The sequence below is a fragment of the Tardiphaga sp. 841_E9_N1_2 genome (assembly GCF_051811065.1).
GTDB lineage: Bacteria > Pseudomonadota > Alphaproteobacteria > Rhizobiales > Xanthobacteraceae > Tardiphaga > Tardiphaga robiniae.
Map to the genome: position 1 here is coordinate 5,975,308 of NZ_JBPWQC010000001.1, position 20,851 is coordinate 5,996,158.

General features: G+C 63.1%; 19 protein-coding genes. 10 read left to right on the plus strand and 9 right to left on the minus strand.

The features are described 5' to 3' along the window. Nucleotides 1-55: 55 nt before the first annotated feature. Nucleotides 56-1,393: an LLM class flavin-dependent oxidoreductase gene (locus AB8A50_RS28720; protein WP_439079729.1), complete on the minus strand. Its 1,338-nt coding sequence runs from the start codon at nucleotides 1,391-1,393 to the stop codon at nucleotides 56-58. A gap of 296 nt (nucleotides 1,394-1,689) precedes the next feature. Here AB8A50_RS28720 and AB8A50_RS28725 point away from each other — a divergent pair, with 296 nt between their 5' ends. The 4 genes from AB8A50_RS28725 to AB8A50_RS28740 are packed head-to-tail and all read left to right on the plus strand — an operon-like array spanning nucleotide 1,690 to nucleotide 6,912. Then, entirely contained in the window at nucleotides 1,690-3,309 is a 1,620-nt protein-coding gene (locus tag AB8A50_RS28725; RefSeq protein ID WP_439079730.1) for an ABC transporter substrate-binding protein, read from the plus strand. 8 nt (nucleotides 3,310-3,317) lie between these two features. After that, nucleotides 3,318-4,235 carry an ABC transporter permease gene (locus AB8A50_RS28730; RefSeq protein WP_439079731.1) on the plus strand — a complete coding sequence of 306 codons (918 nt, stop codon included), beginning with the start codon at nucleotides 3,318-3,320 and terminating at the stop codon, nucleotides 4,233-4,235. Next, entirely contained in the window at nucleotides 4,232-5,146 is a 915-nt protein-coding gene (locus AB8A50_RS28735; protein ID WP_120288766.1) for an ABC transporter permease, read from the plus strand. Before AB8A50_RS28730 ends, AB8A50_RS28735 begins: the two co-directional genes overlap by 4 nt. After that, entirely contained in the window at nucleotides 5,143-6,912 is a 1,770-nt protein-coding gene (locus AB8A50_RS28740) for a dipeptide ABC transporter ATP-binding protein (protein ID WP_439079732.1), read from the plus strand. Before AB8A50_RS28735 ends, AB8A50_RS28740 begins: the two co-directional genes overlap by 4 nt. Before the next feature lie 27 nt (nucleotides 6,913-6,939). On the opposite strand, the gene AB8A50_RS28745 is transcribed toward AB8A50_RS28740, so the two are convergent. The 7 genes from AB8A50_RS28745 to AB8A50_RS28775 form a co-directional block, all read right to left on the minus strand. After that, nucleotides 6,940-7,542: an RBBP9/YdeN family alpha/beta hydrolase gene (locus AB8A50_RS28745; protein ID WP_439079733.1), complete on the minus strand. Its 603-nt coding sequence runs from the start codon at nucleotides 7,540-7,542 to the stop codon at nucleotides 6,940-6,942. A 65-nt stretch (nucleotides 7,543-7,607) separates the two neighbouring features. Next, nucleotides 7,608-8,999 carry an LLM class flavin-dependent oxidoreductase gene (locus tag AB8A50_RS28750; protein ID WP_439079734.1) on the minus strand — a complete coding sequence of 464 codons (1,392 nt, stop codon included), beginning with the start codon at nucleotides 8,997-8,999 and terminating at the stop codon, nucleotides 7,608-7,610. 59 nt (nucleotides 9,000-9,058) lie between these two features. Next, entirely contained in the window at nucleotides 9,059-10,219 is a 1,161-nt protein-coding gene (gene ssuD, locus AB8A50_RS28755; protein WP_439079735.1) for an FMNH2-dependent alkanesulfonate monooxygenase, read from the minus strand. Further along, nucleotides 10,216-11,148 (minus strand): sulfonate ABC transporter substrate-binding protein, encoded by a 933-nt coding sequence (locus tag AB8A50_RS28760; protein WP_439080053.1) that lies wholly within the window; start codon nucleotides 11,146-11,148, stop codon nucleotides 10,216-10,218. The genes ssuD and AB8A50_RS28760 overlap by 4 nt, the downstream gene beginning before the upstream one ends. 213 nt (nucleotides 11,149-11,361) lie before the next feature. Continuing rightward, entirely contained in the window at nucleotides 11,362-12,186 is an 825-nt protein-coding gene (locus tag AB8A50_RS28765) for an ABC transporter permease (RefSeq protein WP_439079736.1), read from the minus strand. After that, nucleotides 12,179-12,994, minus strand: a complete 816-nt coding sequence (locus AB8A50_RS28770) for an ABC transporter ATP-binding protein (protein WP_439079737.1) — start codon at nucleotides 12,992-12,994, stop codon at nucleotides 12,179-12,181. The genes AB8A50_RS28765 and AB8A50_RS28770 overlap by 8 nt, the downstream gene beginning before the upstream one ends. A gap of 1 nt (nucleotide 12,995) precedes the next feature. Beyond that, nucleotides 12,996-14,003: an ABC transporter substrate-binding protein gene (locus AB8A50_RS28775; RefSeq protein WP_439079738.1), complete on the minus strand. Its 1,008-nt coding sequence runs from the start codon at nucleotides 14,001-14,003 to the stop codon at nucleotides 12,996-12,998. A 561-nt stretch (nucleotides 14,004-14,564) separates the two neighbouring features. Here AB8A50_RS28775 and AB8A50_RS28780 point away from each other — a divergent pair. The 6 genes from AB8A50_RS28780 (at nucleotide 14,565) to AB8A50_RS28805 (ending at nucleotide 19,588) form a co-directional block, all read left to right on the plus strand. Further along, on the plus strand, nucleotides 14,565-15,785 hold the full coding sequence (locus tag AB8A50_RS28780; protein ID WP_439079739.1) for an ABC transporter substrate-binding protein: 1,221 nt from the start codon (nucleotides 14,565-14,567) through the stop codon (nucleotides 15,783-15,785). A gap of 4 nt (nucleotides 15,786-15,789) precedes the next feature. After that, complete coding sequence (locus AB8A50_RS28785) at nucleotides 15,790-16,548, plus strand: ABC transporter ATP-binding protein (protein WP_439079740.1); 759 nt, start codon at nucleotides 15,790-15,792, stop codon at nucleotides 16,546-16,548. A gap of 32 nt (nucleotides 16,549-16,580) precedes the next feature. Beyond that, a complete protein-coding gene (locus tag AB8A50_RS28790) occupies nucleotides 16,581-17,276 on the plus strand; it encodes an ABC transporter ATP-binding protein (RefSeq protein ID WP_439080054.1) in 696 nt (231 codons plus the stop codon). Beyond that, the gene (locus AB8A50_RS28795) at nucleotides 17,276-18,136 is read left to right on the plus strand and encodes a branched-chain amino acid ABC transporter permease (protein WP_439073766.1); all 861 of its coding nucleotides are present in this window, start codon (nucleotides 17,276-17,278) and stop codon (nucleotides 18,134-18,136) included. The genes AB8A50_RS28790 and AB8A50_RS28795 overlap by 1 nt, the downstream gene beginning before the upstream one ends. Beyond that, entirely contained in the window at nucleotides 18,133-19,047 is a 915-nt protein-coding gene (locus AB8A50_RS28800) for a branched-chain amino acid ABC transporter permease (protein ID WP_439073764.1), read from the plus strand. The genes AB8A50_RS28795 and AB8A50_RS28800 overlap by 4 nt, the downstream gene beginning before the upstream one ends. 82 nt (nucleotides 19,048-19,129) lie before the next feature. Beyond that, nucleotides 19,130-19,588 carry a carboxymuconolactone decarboxylase family protein gene (locus AB8A50_RS28805; RefSeq protein WP_244499898.1) on the plus strand — a complete coding sequence of 153 codons (459 nt, stop codon included), beginning with the start codon at nucleotides 19,130-19,132 and terminating at the stop codon, nucleotides 19,586-19,588. On the opposite strand, the gene AB8A50_RS28810 is transcribed toward AB8A50_RS28805, so the two are convergent. Further along, nucleotides 19,585-20,760, minus strand: a complete 1,176-nt coding sequence (locus tag AB8A50_RS28810; RefSeq protein ID WP_439073760.1) for an acyl-CoA dehydrogenase family protein — start codon at nucleotides 20,758-20,760, stop codon at nucleotides 19,585-19,587. The two genes, AB8A50_RS28805 and AB8A50_RS28810, sit on opposite strands and share 4 nt — an antisense overlap. Nucleotides 20,761-20,851 lie beyond the last annotated feature (91 nt).

The following is a 20,851-nucleotide window of genomic DNA, read 5'->3' on the forward strand; positions in this document are numbered from 1 at the left end:
GCGCGACCATGACTGCTCCCGCCGATCGCGGCGGGAGCAGTCACCTATGGTGCTATCACGCCGTGACGGCCGCTGTGGGGCGCTTCGCGTAGCGGCTGGGCGGACGTTCGAGTCCGAAGTGATCGCGCAGCGTGGTCCCCTCGTAGTCGCGGCGGAAGATGCCGCGCTTCTGCAGCAGCGGGACGACCTCGTCGACGAACACGGCCAGACCGGTCGGCAAGACGTCAGGCATCAGGTTGAAGCCATCGGCGGCACCGGCCCTGAACCAGGCCTCGATATCGTCGGCGATCGCCTCGGGCGTTCCGACGATGATGCGATGGCCGACCCCGCCGCCCAGCGCCTTGAGCAGTTGCCGCACCGTCAGATTATCCTTGCGGGCCATGGCGACGGTGCCCTTGAACATCGTCTGGTTGGCATTGGCCGGCAGTGGGATGTCCGGTAGTGGCTTGTCGAGTTCGAGGATATCGGGCGAGACATGCAGTGTTCCCGCCAGGCGCGACAGGCTGTACTGGATCGGCACCAGGTCCCACAACTCATCCTGCCGTCGGTGCGCCTCGGCCTCGGTGCTGCCGATGATGGTCGCGAGGCCCGGCAGGATCACGATGGAATCCGACGGTCGGCCATAGGCAACGGCCCGCGCCCGCAGATCACGCGCATAGGCGACGCCATCCTCGATCGATTGCGACAGCGTGAACACCGCATCGGCCTGCGCCGCGGCGAGGTCGCGGCCGTCGCTGGATCCGCCGGCCTGCACGGTGATCGGCCGTCCCTGCGGCGAGCGCGGCACGGTCAGGGCGCCAGCCACGGTGTAATGCGTGCCGCGATGATCGATGGCGTGGACCTTCGACGTATCGACGAAACGCGCAGTCGCCTTGTCGCCGACAAAGGCATCGTCTTCCCAACTGTCCCATAGCGCGTGCACGACTTCGGCGAATTCCTTCGCGCGCTCATAGCGCAAGCCGTGTTCGAGCACGTTCGACAGGCCGAAATTGCGGCTCGCAGACGCATCCGCCGTGGTCACTGCATTCCAGCCGACGCGTCCGCCACTTGCATGGTCGAGCGTCGCGAAGCGCCGTGCGATGTTATATGGCTCGTTATAGGTCGTGGATGCAGTGGCGATCAGGCCGATATGCGTGGTCGCCGCAGCCACGCTTGCCAGAACGATGGTCGGCTCCATGGATTGAAACGGCCGCAGGTCGATGCGGTCGGTGATGGCCGGCGTGTCGGCGAGAAAGATCGCGTCGAATTTTCCGCGCTCAGCGATCTTCGCGACATTCACATAATGCTGCACATCGTAGAACGCGCCGGGATCGCTGTCCGGCAGCCGCCATGCCGATGCATAAACCCCGGAATGGAGCAGGTTCACGTTGAGATGCAGTTTGCGTTCACTCATGGAGCATTCCTGATGGGCGAGGCGGAGAGCGATCCAGTTGTCTTCGGGCTCGCACGTATGACATTCGCCCACTGATCGCATCGCATCGCGAATGATCTTTCAAACTTGGTGTCGCGACGGTGAGATCGCGTGAAGTGCATTGTCTTTGCGCGGATTGCAGATTTAGATCGCGCTACAAATTGCTACCGCGTTGCAGCGCTCAGATGAAGTGGCAATTCCATGCCATCGATCACTTCAGAAAATGCGAGACGTTGCTGCTGCGGTTGGTAGTGAAAAACACCAACGGACGGTCCCCAATGAGGAAGATTAGTATTTCGCCACGCACTGCGATCGTCATCGCGTCGGTCATGCTGGGCGGACAGCTTGCGCAGGCGCAGGAAGGCAAGCCGGTTTCCGGCGGTGCCATCACATGGGGCGTTGCGACCGAACCGAGCTGCTTCGATCCGCATCGCGCCTCGCAGCAGGCTGCATTTTTCGTGGCGCGCAACTATATCGACTCGCTGGTTGGCAAGAAGACCGACGGCACCTTCGCGCCATGGCTGGCGACTGAGTGGTCGATCTCGCCGGACGGCAAGGAATATACGTACAAGCTGCGCGAGGACGTCGTCTTCCACGACGGCGAGAAGTTCGACGCGGCGGCGGTGAAGGCGAATTACGATTTCGTCAAGAAGCCGGAAAACGCCGCCAATGCGGTCGCGCTGCTGCAATATTTCGATCGTGCCGAAGTCGTGTCGCCCTATGTCGTCAAACTCATCCTGACGCAGCCGGATTCGACGTTCCTGGAGTCCACGTCCAACGTCAAGCTGGGCATCATCTCGCCAAAGGCTCTCGCCAAGGGTGACCTGTGCGGCGGCGGGCCGCTGCTGGCGGGCAGCGGGCCGTTCGTATTCGAGCGCTACAGCCGCGGCCAGTCGGCGGTGTTCGTGCGCAACAAGGATTACAAGTGGGGGCCGGGGTATGCGGCGCATAGCGGGCCGGCCTATCTCGATCGCGTGACCTTGCGCTTTTTGCCGGAGGCTGCAGTGCGGGCCGGTGCGCTGACGTCGGGACAGGTCGATCTGATCGAAGGCGTGCAGCCGACCGACGTGGCGCTGTTTGCGGATCAGGCCGAGTTCAAGTTGCTGACCGGCCCGTCCGGCGCCAGCACGTCATTCACGTTTAACATCAACTACACCATTCCGCCTGCGGATGACGTGCGGGTCCGGCGCGCGCTGCGAGACGGCTTCGATCTCGAGCCGCTGGTCAAGCAGGTCTATCTCGGCACCGTGCCGCGTGCATGGTCCATCATCGGGCCGGCCAACCCAGCCTATAACAAGGCGCTGGTTGGTACATGGGGCAACAATATTGCGGGCGCCAACAAGCTGCTCGACGAAGCCGGCTGGACCGGCCGCGATTCTGAAGGCTTCCGCACCAAGAACGGCGTGCGCCTGAAGATCGACGTCGGCTATCCGCAGCCTTACGTCCGCGACAACCGCGAAGTGCTGATCCAGGGCATCCAGGCCGCGTTGCGCAAGAATATCGGCTTCGATCTCAACCTGCGCATCATCACCGCTGGCGAATATGCCAAGAACAACGCCAACGGCAACTGGACGATCTATCCGAACACCGACAATCCATCGGATCCGGCGCGGGAGTTGTGGGACATGCTCGGCTCCAAAGGGTTTCTGTATTCCAACATCGCCAATCCGGATCCTCAGATCACGGGTCTGATCGATGAAGCGCTGCGCTCGACCGACGTGGCGAAGAAGCGTGCCCTCACCGATGAAATCCAGAAGCTCGGCGTCGATCAGGCCTTCATCGTGCCGATGTTCGCTCCGAGCTGGTTCCTGGCGGCGAAGAACAATGTCAACGGGCTGAGCTTCGAGGCGGGTCTGGACTCGCCGTCGAGCGCCTATGACTTCTGGCTGGCGAAGTAGACGAGATCATGTGGTCTCGTATCATTTCCAGATTGCTCACCAGCCTCGTGGTGGCCTGGGCAAGTGTGACGGCGTCCTTCCTCGCGCTGCACGCTTTGCCGGGGCGCATCCAGGATATCCTGGCGGGCGATCTGGAATATCCAGGGCTGCGCGAGGCGATTGCGGCGGAGTGGGGGCTCGATCGCAGTCTGCCCGCGCAGTACCTGGATTTTCTTTGGCGCATCCTGCAGGGCGATTTCGGCACGTCCTATGTGCTGCGTCAGCCCGTCACCGAGGTCGTGGGATCGCAACTGATGCCGACCGTGCAGCTTGCGCTGCTCGGCGGACTTCTGGCCATCGTGATCGCAGTCGCGCTGGCGCTGTTGACGGCCGGCCGTGGGCGCATCTCGCGCCAGATCGCATCCTTTCTGGAATTGGTATTCGCATCCACGCCGGTGTTCTGGCTTGGCATCCTGCTGCTGATGGCGTTTTCCTTCACGCTGCGCTGGTTTCCGGTGTCCGGTGCCAGTGGCTGGCAGTCGATCGTGCTGCCGTCGCTGACACTGGCATTGCCGACGGCCGGCCTCCTCGCGCAGGTGCTGCGTGAGGCGATGGAGAAGACGCTCGATCAGCCCTTCGTCACCACGGTGCGTTCGCGCGGCGTCGGCGAGCTCGTGATCCGCGCACGCCATGTGCTGCGGCATGCCTTGCTGCCGGCGGTGACGCTCGGCGGCTGGCTGATCGGCGGACTGCTCGGCGGCGCTGTGATCACGGAGAAAGTCTTCGGGCGTCCTGGTCTCGGCACCGTGACGCTCGGCGCCGTGCTGACCCATGACGTGCCGGTGGTGCTGGCCGTGGTGCTGCTGGCCGCTTTCATCCATGTCGCCGCGTCGACCCTGCTCGACATCCTGTATTTGCTGATCGATCCGAGACTGAGGGCGCAATGAACGTGCAAACCCGTCCGCTCGCGGACCTGTCCATCGCGCTTGACCCGCAGGTTAACCCGCCCGGTGCGGTGGAACCGGTGACGACGGCGGCCGTGATCGCGCCGCGATTGCTGTCACCGGGCCTTGCGATCTCTCTGGCGTTTCTGTTCGTGCTGCTTCTGGCCGCGGCATTCCCACGCGCCTTCACTCAGTTCGATCCGCTGATCGGCGATTACGCTCTGGGGCTGAAGCCGCCGAGCTGGGAGCATCTGTTCGGCACCGACCGGCTCGGCCGCGACGTCTTCGCGCGGACCATCCACGGCACGCGCTATTCGCTGTTGATCGGGCTCGGCGGTATGGCGATCAGCCTGGCCTTCGGCATCGTGCTTGGCATTCTCGCCGGACAGCGCAACCGCTTCCTCGACGAGGCGACGTCGCGCGTGTTCGACGTGCTGTCGTCATTCCCCGGCGTGCTGCTGGCGATGCTGGTGGTCACGTTTCTGGGGCAGGGTATGCTCAACATCGCCATTGCCGTGGGAATTGCCGGCATTCCGAAATTCGGCCGGGTGATCCGTGCCCAAACGCAATTGGTGCGCGATGCCGATTACGTGACGCATGCGGTCGTCTACGGCCTCGGCCGCTGGCAGATCTTCATCCGCCATGTGCTGCCGAATGTCTTGGTCGCGGTGCCGGTAATCGCGACGGTCTATATCGGCAATACGATCCTCGCGGTGTCGGGCCTCAGCTTTCTCGGCCTCGGCCCGCAGCCTCCGACGCCGGAATGGGGCGTGATGCTGGCGGAGAGCCGCGATGTGCTGCGCGTGGCGTGGTGGCCCGGCGTGTTTCCCGGCCTCGCCATCACACTGACGGTGATCGCCTTCACGCTGGTCGGCAATGCCATCCAGAAACGGTTCGAAGGACGGCTGGCATGACGGACAAACCATATCTGGTCATTCCACAACCCGATGATCTGCTGATCGACATTGAGGGACTCTCGATCGGTTTTGCCGGCGCCAATGGCGGCACGCCGATCGTCCGCAACTTCGACCTGACGATCCGCCGCGGCGAATGCGTGGCGCTGGTCGGCGAATCCGGATCGGGCAAGAGCATTACGGCACGCAGTCTGCTGAATCTGTCTGGTGACGGGGCCGAGGTCGACGCTGATCGCTTCCTGATCAAGGGCCGCAATGCGTTGCAGTTTCGCGAAGCCGACTGGCGCAAGCTGCGTGGCACGGTCACCGGCCTTGTCATGCAGGACGCGTTGGTGTCGCTGGATCCGCTACGCACCATCGGCCAGGAAGTCGGCGAGGTGCTCTCCGCGCATCGGACGTTACGTGGGCGACACACAGTTGCCGCACGCGTCACCGATGTGCTCCGCAAGGTCGGCATTCCCGATCCCGAACATCGAGCTACACAATATGCGCATCAGCTCTCCGGCGGTTTGCGCCAGCGCGCATTGATTGCGTCGGCCATTGCGGCCGACCCGGATCTCATTATCGCAGACGAACCAACCACATCGCTGGACGTCACCGTCCAGGCGCAGGTGCTCGCCGTATTGGCCGAGCGCGTGCGGGAAGGCGCCGGACTGCTGCTGATCAGCCATGATCTCGCTGTCGTGGCCGGAATCGCCGATCGAGTGATCGTGATGCGCGACGGCCGCATCGTGGACAGCGGAGCCACGGCGGATGTCTTGCGCCGTCCGCGCCATCCCTATACGCGCCAGCTTCTTGCTGCGATCCCATCCGCTGATTCAAAAGGACATCTGCTCGCGTCTGCCCGATTTGATGTTGCAAGCGTCGAAGGGGACGGCGCCGTCGGCTCTGTCATCGTCCGCGAGCGCCTTCCGGTCCGAAAGCCGTCGGATGAAGCTTTGGTGCTCCAGGTTGAGGGCATTTCTAAACGTTATGTCCAGCGGCGGACCGCGGGCCGCGAACCGTCTCTTCCGGCATTGGACCAGGTCAGCTTTGCTGTAAAGGCCGGCGAGGTCGTTGGCATTGTCGGCGAGTCCGGATCTGGCAAGTCGACATGCGCCAAGATCGTGCTCGGTCTGCTTGCGCCGGACGAGGGCGAGGTGCGCCTGCTCGGGCAGCCGTGGTCCGGGGTGGCGGAGGCCGAGCGGCGCGCGCTGCGCGCAAGGCTGCAATATATCCCGCAGGATGCGCTCAGCAGTTTCGATCCGCGCTACCGGGTCGCCGATGTGATTGCCGAAAACCTGACCGGTGATGCGCGCGAAAAGCGCGACCGCATCGTCGCGCTGCTCGATCAGGTCGGTCTGAACGCCGGTCATCTCGGTCGTTATCCGCGGTCGCTGTCGGGCGGCCAGCGGCAGCGTGTCTCCATTGCACGTGCACTGGCGGCGGAGCCGGACATCATCGTGTGCGACGAGCCAGTGTCGGCGCTGGATGTTTCGATCCAGGCGCAGGTGCTGGACCTGCTGAGCGAGTTGCAGGCGCGCCTCGGCACGGCGCTGCTTTTCATTTCTCACGATCTGGGCGTCGTCCAGCATATCGCGGATCGCGTGCTGGTGTTTCACCGCGGGCGGATCGTCGAATCCGGACCGGTCGATCAGGTATTTTCCAACCCGGCCGATGACTACACCAGGGCCTTGTTGTCATCGATCCCCGCGATCGAGAGTGCCTTCGTGCGTTCGTCTGCCAATGCGGCGACGGCTGGCCTTTCGACGGCACGATCGGTTTGAACGGGACGATAAGACGGTTGAAACACTCTACGATGCCGGCACCCGTTTGCCGGTCGTCCGGTTTCGGAGTGGCCGTGGCGGGTGCTGTGCCGACTCGGCTTTCGCTGTCAGCGCATCGACCAGATGGTGCGCCGCCGGCCACGCGCCATAGCCCGACGCGATATTGATGTGGCCGGCATCGCCCATATTGACGAAGTCCGAGCCCCAGCTCCTGGCCAGCATGCGCGCCCGCTGTAGCGACATGAAGGGATCGTTGCTGCTGGCGACGACGATGCTCGGAAACGGCAGGGATGTCGTCGGCATCGGTGCAAAGTTGCGTAATTGCGGGAATGCGTCGGTGTTCGTTTCCACATCGGCCGGTGCGACCAGAAGTGCGCCGCCGATTTTGATGTCCGGCACCCGCAGCGCTGCATGAGCAATGAGGATACAGCCGAGACTGTGGGCGACTGCGATCGCGCCGGGATTGGCATCTGCGCTCGACAGAAGTCGCTCCACCCAGCGATCGAGCACAGGCGCGTCCCAGTCGTCCTGCTCGACGCGGCGCGCAAACGGCGTATGGCTCTGCAACAGGGTCTGCCAGTGGCCGTCCGGCGAGCCGTGAAGGCCCGGAATGATCAGAGCGTCCCGCATGCGTCGATCCCTCTGCTGCTTTGATGCCAGCCCGAGCCGGAGGCCGACGTCGAGTCGTTCGGCCGTTACTCCGCGGCGATAGCGGCTGGCAGCGCGGGGCGGAACGAGGAGGCTGGATGCGGCGCCTGCAGCCGTGCGCGACCGGCACCGAACAGTTTTTCGCGAAGCGTGCCGGGCGCATAGGCACTCTTGTAGATGCCGCGCCGGGTCAGTTCCGGAACCAGCAGATCGACGATGTCCTCGAAGCTGCCCGGCGAGATCGCGAAGGCGAGGTTCAAACCATCGACGTCGGTCTGCGCGACCCAGTCCTCGATGGCGTCAGCCACCTGTTCGGGCGTTCCGACCACGATTGGCCCGATGCCGCCGATGCCGACATGCTCGGCCACCTCGCGCACCGTCCAGGTGCGATCGGGATCGGCGCGGGTGATATTGTCCATCGCCGTGCGGCCGGCCTCGTTGTGGACGTGCTCCACCTTCTGGTCGAGGTCATAGGTCGAGAAATCGACGCCGGTCCAGCCGGACATCAGCGTCAGGGCGCCCTCATGGTTGATGTAGCGACGATACTCCGCATGTTTCGCGGCGGCTTCCTCCTCGGTGCGCCCGAGGATCACCGTCATCATGCTGAACATCAGGATTTCCGACGGATCGCGCCCGGTCTCTGCCGTAAGCGCGCGGATCGCAGCGACGCGCGGCGCGATCACCTTTGCAGACGGACCGGACATGAACACGCATTCGGCATGTTGCGCGGCGAACAGTTTTCCGCGCAGCGACGTTCCGGCCTGATAGAGCACCGGCGTTCGCTGCGGTGACGGCTCGGAGAGATGGATGGCGTCGAGTGTGTAGTTCTCGCCATAATGCTGGACGCGGTGAACACGCGACGGCTCGGTGAAGATGCCGCGCGCCTTGTCGCGCTGCACGGCGTCGTCTTCCCAGCTGCCTTCCCACAGCTTGTAGACGACCTCCATATATTCTTCGGCGACGTTGTATCGGTCGTCATGGGCGTTCTGGCTGGCCTTGCCCATGCCCTTGGCGGCGCTGTCGAGATAGCCGGTGACGATGTTCCAGCCGATGCGGCCATCGGTGAGGTGATCGAGGGTCGACATCCGGCGCGCGAATGGATAGGGCGGCTCGTAGGACAGCGTACAGGTCACGCCGAAACCGAGATTCTCGGTGACGGCAGCCATCGCCGACACCAGCAGCAGCGGGTCGTTGACCGGCACCTGCGCGGCATTGCGCAATGCCGCGTCCGGATTGCCGCCGAACACGTCGTAGACCCCGAGCACATCTGCAAGGAAGAGGCCGTCGAAACGACCGCGTTCCAGAGTTTTGGCCAGATCGAGCCAGTAGGGCAGGCGATTATAATCGCTGGAGCGATCGTCGGGATGCGTCCACAGGCCGGGCGACTGGTGCGCCACGCAGTTCATGGCGAATGCGTTGAGGCGAATCTGCTTGGTCACGTGGTGTCCTCCAGATGCCGCGGCGTCATTGCGCCGCTTGGATCAAGACCGGCGGCGCATCAAACTTTTGCGGTCGCCCGGCGGTGATCTGCGAGTGGCTCTCCGAACGGGCCGGTATTGGCGCGGAGCTGCCGGACATTGCTAGTTTGTTGCAGCGACAGCAGCGGAAACACCAGTTCGGCAAACCGATAGGCCTCTTCGAGATGCGGATAGCGGGACAGAATGAACGTATCGATGCCGAGGTCCTGATATTCGCGGATGCGTGCGGCGACGGTGGTGGGATCGCCGACCAGCGCCGTGCCGGCGCCGCCGCGCACTAGGCCGACGCCGGCCCACAGATTCGGGCTGACCTCGAGCCGGTCGCGCCGGCCGCCGTGCAATTGCGACATGCGCTGCTGGCCGACGGAATCCATTCGCCCGAGAATTTTCTGCGCGGATGCGATCGTGTCGTCGGTGAGATGCTCGATCAGTTCGTCGGCGGCCTTCCATGCGGCCTCGTTGGCATGGCGGACGATGACATGCAGCCGAATGCCGAACGTGATCTTGCGGCCGCGCTGCTCGGCAATCCCGCGCACGCGTGCGATCTTCTCCGCGACCTGGGCCGGGGGCTCGCCCCAGGTCAGGTATTTGTCGACGGTATCGACGGCGACATCGATGCCGGCATCCGACGAACCGCCAAAATAGAACGGCGGATGAGGTGTCTGGATCGGTGGATAGAGGATACGACCGTCTTCGACCGTGATGTGTTTGCCCGCGACAGTGACGGCTTCGCCGGCGAGCTCCCGCGCGTAAACATTCAGAAACTCACGCGTGACTTCATAGCGTTCGTCGTGATCGAGGAAGACGCCATCGCCCTTGTTCTCGACGGCATCGCCGCCCGTCACGATGTTGATGAGCAACCGTCCGTTGGTCAGGCGATCCAGCGTGGCAGTCATACGCGCCGCCACCGTGGGCGACTGCAGTCCGGGGCGCACGGCGACGAGATAGCGCAATCGTTCCGTCCACGGCGCGATGGCCGATGCGATGACCCAGGAGTCTTCGCAATTGCGCCCGGTCGGGAGTAGGGCCCCGTAATAGCCGAGCTTGTCCGCGGCACGCGCAATCTGCCGCAGATAGTCGAAATCGACCTCGCGCGCACCGGCCGTGGTTCCGAGATAGTGGCCATCGCCGCTGGTCGGCAGGAACCAGAGAATCTTGAGAGCGTCGTCGACGGCCGTCATGGTGCGGGTGTCCCGGCGGCGTCGGCTACGGCAATGGCTTTCGGGATCAGTCCGAGCGCCAGAAACGTATCGGCCAGTTGCTGCTGCTCGGTGATGACCTTGCGATCAATCGGCTTGATCCCGTAGGCCTGCCGCTTGAGCGCGACCTCCAGGACAGGAACCGGCAGACCGACCGACGGGCTCAACTGCTCGGCCACGGCCTTGATGTCTGTCTTGGCCCAGTCGTCGACTTCCCGCAGGCCTTCGAGAATCGCATCGACCACCTTGGGATCGGATTCCAGGAATTTCTGCGATGACAGATAGAACTGGTAGTTCGACACGGTATCGGTGCCGTCGGCAAGAACCGTCGCCTCGATCGCGGCTTCAGCGGCCGCCTGGAACGGATCCCAGATCACCCAGGCATCCACGGCTCCGCGCTCGAACGCCGCGCGCGCGTCAGCCGGCGCCAGGAACACCGGGGTGATGTCGGAATATTTGACATTGGCTTTCTCCAGCGCCTTGACGAGGAGATAGTGAACGTTGGAGCCCTTGTTGAGTGCGACCTTCTTGCCCTTCAGCTCGGCGACTGATTTGATCGGACTGCCTTTCGGCACCAGGATCGCTTCGCCCTTCGGCGCTGGCGGCTCGTAGGCGACATAGCGGATCGGTGCGCCGGCGGCCTGCGCGAAGATCGGCGGCGCCTCGCCGGTGTTGCCGAAATCGAGCGCGCCGACATTGATGGCTTCCAGCAGCGCGGGGCCCGCCGAAAACTCCGTCCACTTGATGGTCCAGCCAAGTGCCTTCAGGCGTGGCTCCAAACTCCCCTTGCTCTTCAGCAGAACCAGCTTGCCGTATTTTTGGAAGCCAATCCGGACGGTCTTCTCCTGCGCGTGCGCTGATCCGGAACCGATCAGCGCGGGAACGGAGACGACAGCCACGCCGAGACCCATGGCGATGGCGGCTTTCAAGATCATTCGTCTGGCATGCATTGTCGTTGTCCTGCATTGGGGCGTGAAAGGCGCCATCACTGATGACGCATTAGAGTCCCAAGCAGGCGATCTGGGGAATTCCAAAAACCAGGACGATCATGGGTTGATCGCTCTGCACAATGCCGCCATTCGGAGAACGTTGTGCTTCCGGTATTGCCGCCGCAGATTGCTCGCTCAGGCCTGCTCCTGGCCCCAGCGCTGCACCGTGATCCGCGTCAATGTGCGAAAGATGACCCCTTCGACGACGAGGCCGATCAGGATGACCGTGAGCAGTCCCGCGAACACGCTGGCGGTCTCCAACTGTGCACGGCTGGTGTAGATAAACCAGCCGAGGCCGCCGGAACGCGCGCTGACGCCGAATACCAGTTCGGCAGCGATCAGCGTCCGCCATGCGAAGGCCCAGCCGATCCGCAGGCCCGACAGGATTTGCGGGAACGCCGCAGGCACCAGGATCTCCACGACAAAGCGGCCGCCGGACAGGCCGAGATTGCGGCCAGCCATCCGCAGCGTCGGCGGCACGGCGAGGAAGCCGCCATAGCAAGCCAGCGCCACCGGCCACAGCACCGAATGGACGATGACGAAGATCAGGCTCGGCGTGCCGATGCCGAACCACAGCAATGCAACGGGCAGCAGCGCGATGGCGGGAAGCGGATTGAACATGGATGTCAGCAGCCCGAGCGCTTCGTTGCCCCAGCGTGACAGCGCGGCGAGGGTGGTGAGCGCCGCGGCGACGGCGACGCCCAGCGCATAGCCGGTGATCAGGACACGCAGCGACGTCAGGGTGCGGTCCGGCAGTTCACCGGAGACGATAGCCGCCCACAGCGCCGACAAAGTCGCGCCCATGGTCGGCAGCAGCAGCGCATTGTCCAGCCAGCGTGCATAGAGCTCCCAGATCAGCGCGAAGCCCAGCAGGATGACGGCACGGCGCCACGGCGTGCCGGAGAACGCGCGTTGTAGGGCAGGCGCGCGCACCAGTTTCGGCGCAGCAATATCAGACATGTTCGGTTTCCGGATCGGCGAACACGCTCTGCTGGATCTGTCGTTCCAGTTCGGCGAAGCGCGCGGTGCCGCGGATGCGGGTATCGGGCGGTACGTCGAATGCCGCGGCCAGCCGACCGGGATGCGGCGTCAGTGCGAGGATGCGGGTGCCGACGCGGATCGCCTCGTCGATGCCGTGGGTGACGAATAGCGCCGTGCTCCCGGTCTCCTCGCACAGCTTGAGCAGTTCGTCCTGCATCTGCCGGCGCGTCAGCGCATCCAGTGCAGCGAACGGCTCGTCCATCAAGAGCAATGCAGGCTCGAGCGCGAAGGCACGAGCAATGGCGACGCGCTGCTTCATGCCGCCTGACAGCGTATGCGGATAGGCGTCGACGAAATTCTTCAGCCCGACGCGGCTGAGCCAGTGGCGCGCCACCTCTTCGGCCTGCGGGCGCGGCAGCGACTTGCCGCGTTGCAGCGCGTAGCGGACATTTCCCAGCACCGTGCGCCACGGCAGCAACTGGTCGAATTCCTGAAACACCGTCATACGATCGGGGCCAGGCGCATCGATGCGCCGCCCGTGTAGCCGGATCTCGCCGGCGCTGGGCTTCAAAAAACCGCCGACGGTACGCAGCAGCGTGGACTTGCCGCAGCCGGACGGGCCGAGCAGCACCAGCCGCTCGCTGGCCGACAGTGTGAAGCTGACATCCTCGACAGCCGTGAGGATGCCGTCGCGGGTGGGATAGCTGATACTGACATGATCCAGCACCAGCAGCGGCGCCGTTGCGGCGTCACCGATGAAGTCAGCCGATCGCGGCGCGACGTTCACGTCAGCTTCCCGGCTTTTCGCCCAGGCCGGACCAGAACAGATCCCGCCACGACGCCGGTGCCTGCTTGATGAGGCCGACCTTGGCTTCGAAGTCGGCGAATTTCTGCGCACCTTCGGGAATCGTGGTGAAGTTGATGTTCTTGTCGCGGATGATGCTCTCGACGAAATCCGGCGCAAGCTTCGAGTTTTCCGCCTTGATGTAAAGCGCAGTGGCTTCCTTCGGATTGGTCTTGATCCAGTCATTGGCGCGGTCGAGCCCGCGCACGAAGGCCTGGATCGTCTTCGGATTGTCGTTGACGAATTTTGTGGTGGCATAGACCACGTTGAAAGTATGCGGGCCGCCGAGCACGTCGTAGCTGTTCAGCACTTGGTGCACCTTGCCGCTGGCGAGTTGCTGTTGCGAGAACGGCGGTGAGGTGAAGTGCGCTGTGATCTCGGAGCGACCTGAAAGGATCTGCGCCGTTGCGTCCGGATGCGGCATGCTGACGGTGAGCTCGTCGAGCTTGTCGTATTTGCCGAACGCCTTGTCGGCCGCCATCTGCAGCACGATCGGCTGGAAACCGACCTTGACTGACGGCAGCGCGATGCGGTCCTTCTCGGTGAAGTCGGCCAGTGTCTTGACGTTCGGATTGTTGGTGGTGAGGATATTGGCCATCGATCCCAAGGCGGCGACGCCGATGATCTTGGCGGTGGTTCGCGTCTTGTCCCAGGTCAGGATCATTGGCGTGATGCCGGCGGTCGCGAAATCCAGCCCGCCGGAAATCAGTGCTTCGTTCATCGATGCGGCGCCCGAGAGCCGCAGCCATTCGATCTTCGGCGGCGTGATGCCAAGCGCCTTGGCTTCTTCCTCGATCAGGCCTCGTTCGCTCGCGACGATGAGCGGGAGATAGGCGATCCCGAATTGCTGCGCGATGCGGAGTTGGGCCGTCTCGGCCCGAACGCCTTGCATAGTCGCCGCGACAAAGCCCAATGCGAGCGCGCCGGCGTGCAGAAATCTTGCTGTCTTCATGATATGTCTCTTCGGTGCCTGCTGATGCGGCATAAGTGTGCGCTTTGGAGAAGTTGCAACTACACTTCAGGAAATCAGGTAATGCGTCCAGCGCGCAGATGCGATGGCACCATCTTCAGAACAAGCCCACTGGCGCAACGATCGAAGTGAGACGGTTTTTCTCGAAATCCTTGCGAGGAGAGAAGGCGGTTTGCTCTCCATAGGCGACCGAATGAAGAGCCAGCTTGTCTGTTTGACGAGGCCTGCCCGCGGCTCCTTCCATGCCGGAAGTTGTGCTGACGTCCCGTGATACGGGGCGGATTGGAGACACGAAATCGATACACCCATTCAGGTTATCGTAAGCGCCATGCGTCTTATGAGTGCGAGAATAAAAATCTCTTTCCCGGCTGTGTCCCGGTTCGCGCGAGGTTCCATAGCGATGCAAACGAGGCTAAAAGCGCTTCTTTCGTGGGTAGCATTGACATGCATGTCATGGCTGTTTCACGGCTTGCGGCGTTCGACGGCCGGCATGGGCAGAGATCTGTTCCATGGGCTCGCCCGTGACGCATCCTGGAGATCATCGTGCTTACCTCGTATCTGTCCCGCCGCGCTCTTTTGGCTACATCGGTTGCGCTCGCAGCGAGCCTCGCTTCGCCGCCAATGTCGCTCGCCCAGCAATCACCGATTCGTATCGGATTGCTGGCCCCGCTGACGGGGATCGGCGGACCTTACGGCCAGGAGGAAGAGCAAGCCGCTCGCGCCGCCGTGAAAATTATCAACGACGCCGGTGGTGTTCTCGGTCGCCCGCTGGAACTGATCGTGGCGGATGACGAGACGCAGCCGACCGCCGGTGTGGCTGCCGCGCGTAAGCTGATTGACGTGGACAAGGTCGCATCGATCGCAGGCGTATGGAGCAGTGCCGTGGCGCTGGCGGTCAAGCCGATTACGCTCGAGAAGGGCGTGCTTCTCACCGTCAACGGCTCAGCCGATGAAATCACCGACGGCGACAACAAGAATCTGGTCTGGCGTTTCCAGACCAATGGCAAGAGCTGGGGCGAGGCCTTCAGCAAGGCGATGGCCAAGGATGGCATCAAGACCGCCTCGATCCTCGTGCTGCAGACGCCGTTTACGCAGAGCACCATCCAGCCGTTCCGCAAGAGCTTCACGGACGCCGGCGGCAAGGTGCTGGACGAAGTCAACTTCAACGCTGGCCAGCCGTCCTATCGGGTCGAGGTCGAGCGCATCTTCGCCAAGAAGCCGGACGCCGTGTTCGTTGCTGCCTATATCAACGAGCTCAGTGCCATCGCCAAGGAAGCTTTCCGCTCGGGCTATGACAGCAAGATCTATGCGTTTGGCAATGCCGCGGGCAGCAACGGTCAGTTCGTCAAGAACGTCGGCGCCGAAGTCGCTGAAGGCGTGCATCACACCCAGCAGGTGCCCGTTGGCAAATCGGCCGCCTATAGCCGCTATCTGAAGGAAATCGGCAAGCCCGACGGCACCATCATGACCTTCGGTGCCCAGGTGTTCGACCAGATCGTGCTGACAGCACTGGCCATCGAGAAGGCCAAGAGCACTGATGGTGTCCGTTTCGGCGTGGAAGTTCCTGCACTGGTCAATGCCGACGCTCCCTCGATCGGCGATCCGGCCGAAGCGCTCCAGGCGCTGCGTGCAGGCAAGCCGTTCCGTTATGCGGGGGCAGCGTCGGATTTCCGCTTTGCGCCCAATGGCGATCAGACCGACCTGACGTTCGGGCACTTCCTGATCAAGGCAGGCGACAGCAAACTGGTTGGCGAGATCCGCTGAACCAATGCTCGAGGTCGTCAATGTTAGCGTGATCTACGAAGGCGGCTTCAGGGCGCTGAATGGTGCATCGGTGCAGCTCGCTGCGGGCGCCGTCACGGGACTTATCGGTCCCAACGGGGCCGGCAAGTCCACGCTGTTCGGCGTGCTCGCCGGCGCGGTGCGACCTGTCGCAGGCGAAGTGCGGCTCGGCGGCGAGATCGTGACGCAGCATAGCCCGGCATGGCGGGCGCGTCGTGGGCTGGCGCGGACCTTTCAGCTTTCGCGCGAACTAGCGAGCCTCACGGTGCTTGAGAACGTCCTTGTCGCGCAGCCTCATATGCGCGGGGAAAACGTCCTGTCGCTGCTCTGGTCCCGCCGCGCGGTACGTGACGAGGAGGACGCAGCCATCGACAAGGCCCGCGCACTGCTGCAGCGCGTCGATCTCTGGAAACTTGCAGACGCGCCAGCCGGTACACTATCGGGTGGGCAGAAGAAGTTGCTGGAAATCTGCCGCGCGCTGATGCTCGATCCGCGTATCGTATTGATGGATGAGCCGAGTGCGGGCGTGAACCCGACGCGGATTGGCGAGATCGTGGAATTCGTTCAGGCGCTGCGCACGGAAGGCACCACTTTCGGTCTGGTGGAGCACAATATGGGCATGGTCCGTCTGCTGTGTGACCACGTCTATGTTCTGGCCGAGGGGCAGGTGCTGACCGAAGGCCGGTTTGACGATGTCATCGCCAATACGGAGGTGGCGTCGGCCTATCTGGGGGCGCAGTCATAACGACCTCCGCAACAGGACTGGAATTGTGCGACGTGGTGGCTGGCTATGGCGGCCACCCGATCCTGCGTGGCGTGAGCTTCTCGGTTCGCGCAGGTGAAACACTTGTCGTGGTCGGCCCCAACGGCTCCGGAAAATCGACGCTGATGAAGACGGCCGTTGGCCTGTTGCGTCCGATCTCAGGCCAAGTGCTGTTAGGTGAAGCGAACGTCACGACGCTCGGTGCGCCTGCGCGTGCCGCGCGGGGCCTCGCTTACGTGCCGCAGGAGGCCAACATCTTCCGCAACATGAGCGTGCTGGAAAATCTGCAAGTCGGTTATGAATTCGTGGCATCACGTTCGGCGCCATCGTTCGGCGTGCGCCTCGATGCCGTGCTCGACCTGTTTCCGGAGATCCGCGTTAAACTTCGCAGCACGGCCGGGCATCTCAGCGGTGGCCAGCGGCAGATGGTGGCGATGGCCGCGGCGCTGATGCCTGAGCCATCTGTTTTGGCGCTGGACGAACCTTCCGCCGGATTGTCACCGCGCAATGCGGAGATTTTGTTCGAGGTGATAGGCCGGGTGGCTGCCTCGGGAGTGACGCTGCTGATCGTCGAGCAGAACACGCGCCTCGGCCTCGGCGCTGCGGATCACGGCGTGGTTCTGGTGGGTGGGCGGATACGCCTCGCCGCGCCCGCTGCCGAAGTGCTCGCCGATCCGGATATCCGCCGCCTCTATCTCGGAGGGGTGTGATGGGTCAGCTTCTCGTCAACGGCATTGTCGCCGGTCTGTTGCTGGCATTGCCTGCGCTTGCGCTGTCGCTGACGTTCAGCGTGTTGCGCTTTGCCAATTATGCGGTTGGATCCTATCTCTCCTGCGGCGCCTATCTCGTCTATATCGGCAATGTCCTACTGGGCATGCCGCTGTGGCTTGCGGCTAGTGCCGGCGCGGCACTCTTTGCGGTGATCGCTGTCGGTATCGACTGGCTTGCCTATCGCCCGCTTCGCAATCGAGGGGGCGTGACGCTGCTGGTGGCCTCCATGGGAGTCGCCATCGCGCTGGAGAATGTGATCCGTTTCTTTGCCGGCAATTCGCCGCGGGCCTATAACGTGCCTGTGGCGCGACCGATGCGTTTTGGCGATATCCGGCTGAACCACGAACAGCTCACCATTCTCGTTACGGTCATTGCGGCGCTCGCTGTGGTGTGGATCATTTTTCGCTTTACGCGGCTTGGCAGAATGATGCGCGCCGTGGCGGATAACCCGGACCTTGCAGCAGTGCGCGGCATCTCGCGGTCACGCGTCGTCGCCTATGTCTGGCTGATCGCCGGAATGTTGACAACGCTGTCCGGCGTGCTCGTCGGGCTGGATGCCAATGTCGAGCCGCAGATGGGCTGGACTTATCTGCTGCCTGTGTTCACAGCGGCCATTCTCGGCGGCATTGCCAATCCGATGGCCGCCGTCGCCGGCGCGCTGACACTCGGTATTGCGGAGGAACTGGCGACGCTGGTGATGCCCGTGCACTACCGGATGATCGTGACATTCCTTGTGATGGTCGCGCTTCTGCTCGTGCGGCCTTGGGGCCTGTTTGGAACGCGGTGGGTTACCAAATGACGGTCTATCTCATCGCCACTCTGACGCTTGTTGCGATGGCTGCGCTGGCAGGGCTCGCGCTCAATCTGCAATGGGGAATGGGCGGTCTGGTCAATTTCGGCCTGTTCGGCTTCTACATGCTCGGCGCCTATATCGCCGGTTTGCTGACGGTGCAGGGGCTGCCACCTCTGGTCGCTCTGGGGATGGCCATGCTCGGCGTGGCAGCGTTGAGTGCGGTCAGCGCGCTCATCTCCGTGCGGTTGTCCGAAGATTATCTCGCTATCGTGACGCTTGGTTTTGCTGAATGCCTACGCCTCGTCATCAGCTACGAAGGCTGGTTGACCCGCGGCATGCTCGGTGTTTCGGGGATCGAACGACCGTTCCAGGCATGGTGGCCCCGCGGTTGGGGCGATACAGGCTTTTTGCTTCTGGCGTTGCTGGCCGTGCTGATCGTCTACACCGTCCTGCAGGCGCTGGCCCGCTCCCCCTTCGGGCGCCTTGTGCGTGCGACGCGCGACGACCCCGGCGTCGTGGAAGCGCTCGGCAAGTCCGTGCTCGCCGTTCGCGTGCGGGTGTTTGCCATCGGCGGCGCGATCCTCGGTCTCGCAGGCAGCTTGCACGCATTCTATTACAGTTACATCGACCCCACGCAATTCGGCCCGATCGTCACCGCTTATGCCTTCATGGCCGTGGTGGTGGGCGGGCGCGGCAGCAACCGCGGCGTCGTTGCCAGCGCCTTCACACTGATCTTCCTTCTGGAAGGCAGCCGGTTTCTGATAGACCTCGTTCCTGGTCTTGGGGCGTCCGAACTCGCCGCCATTCGCCTGTTCCTCGTTGGCGTGGGGCTGGTGGTATTGCTGATCTTCAAGCCGGATGGTTTTGGCCGCGAGCCGCGCTCTGCGCTCGCGGACAAGACATCCTCTCGTTTCTGATAACCGGAGTTTCGATATGGCCCGCGTTGCCCTGCAAAAAAGAGATCAGCTGCCCGAGCACCTAAGGGCTTTGTGGGATCGCATGACCACATATGGCCCGTTCGAGGGCCAAGCCGCCGCAATGGCCAACCGGCTGCCGGTGTTCGAGCACATGTGGCGTCTTCTCACCCAGCTTGCCGACGAAGGCGTGCTGCCCAAGCGATACCTCGAGCTCGCCATTGTCGCTGTCTCGCTGGTCAATCAATGCGACTTCTGCGTTGCGCAGCACACGCCGAAGCTCGCGGTTGAAGGTATCACGACGGAAGGGGCGGCAAACCTGCTCGACTGGGAGAAGCATCCCGAACTCACCGAAGTCGATCGGCTCGTGGTCGAATACGCGATCGCAGTCACCAGCAACTGGCATCGAATCCGCGATGCGATGTTCGAGCGCCTGCGCGCGCATTTCAACGATGCGCAGATCGTCGAACTGACCTGGCGCATCGCGCTATGCGGTGCGTTCAACCGCTTCAACGACGTGCTCCAGGTCGAGGTCGACGTCTAGGCGGCCGGTATGCCTGGCTGATCGGTCTTCCAGTCGCGCTTGATCTTCTTGGCGAGCGACCATTTGTGGACTTCGGTCGGGCCGTCATAGATGCGGAACGCGCGGATCTCGCGGAAGGCCTGTTCGACGATGGTTTCGCCGGAAACGCCGGTGCCGCCCATCACCTGCACGCAACGGTCGGCGATCCGCATCAGCGCTTCCGACACGGCCACCTTGGCCATCGAGCTTTCGGCCGTGCCGAGCGAGCCGGTGTCGAGCACGTCCGCGCACCAGTCGATCATCAGTTCCGACTGTTTGAGATCGATCAGGTTTTCCGCCAGCATGAAGCCGACGCCTTCGTGATCGATCAGGGCCTTTCCGAACGCATGGCGACGACAGGCATAGTCGGTCGCGATCTCGTTGGCGCGGATCGCAAGACCCAGCCAACGCATGCAATGCGACAGGCGCGCCGGGCTGAGGCGGATCTGTGCGTATTTGAAACCGTCGCCTGACGCGCCAAGCATCTGGTCTGCCGGGACACGCAGGTTTTCGATCTCGATCTCTGCATGGCCGCCGGGCATCGAATTGTCGATCGTATCCAGCACGCGCAGGGTGCGGATCGCAGGATCTGGCAGATCGACGAGGAACATGCAGGCGCCGTCATCGGACTTCGCCATGACGATCCCGACCTTGGCGCCTTCCGCGCCGGTGATGAACTTCTTCCGCCCGTTGATGACCCAGTGATTGCCATCGAGTTTGCAGGTGGTCTGCATCATCGACGGATCGGAGCCAGCGCCGCCTTCGTCTGCCGGCTCGGTCATGAAGAATGCCGAACGTGCTTTCCCCGACACCAGCGGTTCCAGAAAACGCGTCTTCTGTTCGGCTGTGCCAACCTTGCCGAGGAGATACATATTGCCCTCGTCGGGTGCCATCGTGTTGCAAGCCAGCGGCCCCAGAGGCGAAAGACCGGATTTGATTAGGGCCTTTGCCGTTTCGCGCTGCGTCAGATGCGACCCATCCGCAAGAATATGCGGGGTCAACACGCCGGACTTGCGGGCCTTGTCGCGCAGCTCTTGCACCAGTTCGTCGCTCGGGCCGTGAGCACCTGTCCGCGGATCTTTCTCATAGGGGATGACTTCGGCGCGAATGAAGGTCTCGATCCTGGCGGCAATGGCGTCGGCGCGATCAGTCATGGAAGCAGATACTCCGGTCGCCCCCTTGGGCGAAGTCCTGGGGCAGGATTGAGGCAGGCGGGGCCGATCACGGTACGGGTGGTGGCCGGCG

Coding starts and splice junctions, on each gene's coding strand:
- AB8A50_RS28720 (WP_439079729.1), bottom strand. CDS start 1,393: ATGAGTGAACGCAAACTGCATCTCAACGTGAACCTGCTCCATTCCGGG.
- AB8A50_RS28725 (WP_439079730.1), top strand. CDS start 1,690: ATGAGGAAGATTAGTATTTCGCCACGCACTGCGATCGTCATCGCGTCG.
- AB8A50_RS28730 (WP_439079731.1), top strand. CDS start 3,318: ATGTGGTCTCGTATCATTTCCAGATTGCTCACCAGCCTCGTGGTGGCC.
- AB8A50_RS28735 (WP_120288766.1), top strand. CDS start 4,232: ATGAACGTGCAAACCCGTCCGCTCGCGGACCTGTCCATCGCGCTTGAC.
- AB8A50_RS28740 (WP_439079732.1), top strand. CDS start 5,143: ATGACGGACAAACCATATCTGGTCATTCCACAACCCGATGATCTGCTG.
- AB8A50_RS28745 (WP_439079733.1), bottom strand. CDS start 7,542: ATGCGGGACGCTCTGATCATTCCGGGCCTTCACGGCTCGCCGGACGGC.
- ssuD (WP_439079735.1), bottom strand. CDS start 10,219: ATGACGGCCGTCGACGACGCTCTCAAGATTCTCTGGTTCCTGCCGACC.
- AB8A50_RS28760 (WP_439080053.1), bottom strand. CDS start 11,148: ATGGGTCTCGGCGTGGCTGTCGTCTCCGTTCCCGCGCTGATCGGTTCC.
- AB8A50_RS28765 (WP_439079736.1), bottom strand. CDS start 12,186: ATGTCTGATATTGCTGCGCCGAAACTGGTGCGCGCGCCTGCCCTACAA.
- AB8A50_RS28775 (WP_439079738.1), bottom strand. CDS start 14,003: ATGAAGACAGCAAGATTTCTGCACGCCGGCGCGCTCGCATTGGGCTTT.
- AB8A50_RS28785 (WP_439079740.1), top strand. CDS start 15,790: ATGCTCGAGGTCGTCAATGTTAGCGTGATCTACGAAGGCGGCTTCAGG.
- AB8A50_RS28795 (WP_439073766.1), top strand. CDS start 17,276: ATGGGTCAGCTTCTCGTCAACGGCATTGTCGCCGGTCTGTTGCTGGCA.
- AB8A50_RS28800 (WP_439073764.1), top strand. CDS start 18,133: ATGACGGTCTATCTCATCGCCACTCTGACGCTTGTTGCGATGGCTGCG.
- AB8A50_RS28805 (WP_244499898.1), top strand. CDS start 19,130: ATGACCACATATGGCCCGTTCGAGGGCCAAGCCGCCGCAATGGCCAAC.
- AB8A50_RS28810 (WP_439073760.1), bottom strand. CDS start 20,760: ATGACTGATCGCGCCGACGCCATTGCCGCCAGGATCGAGACCTTCATT.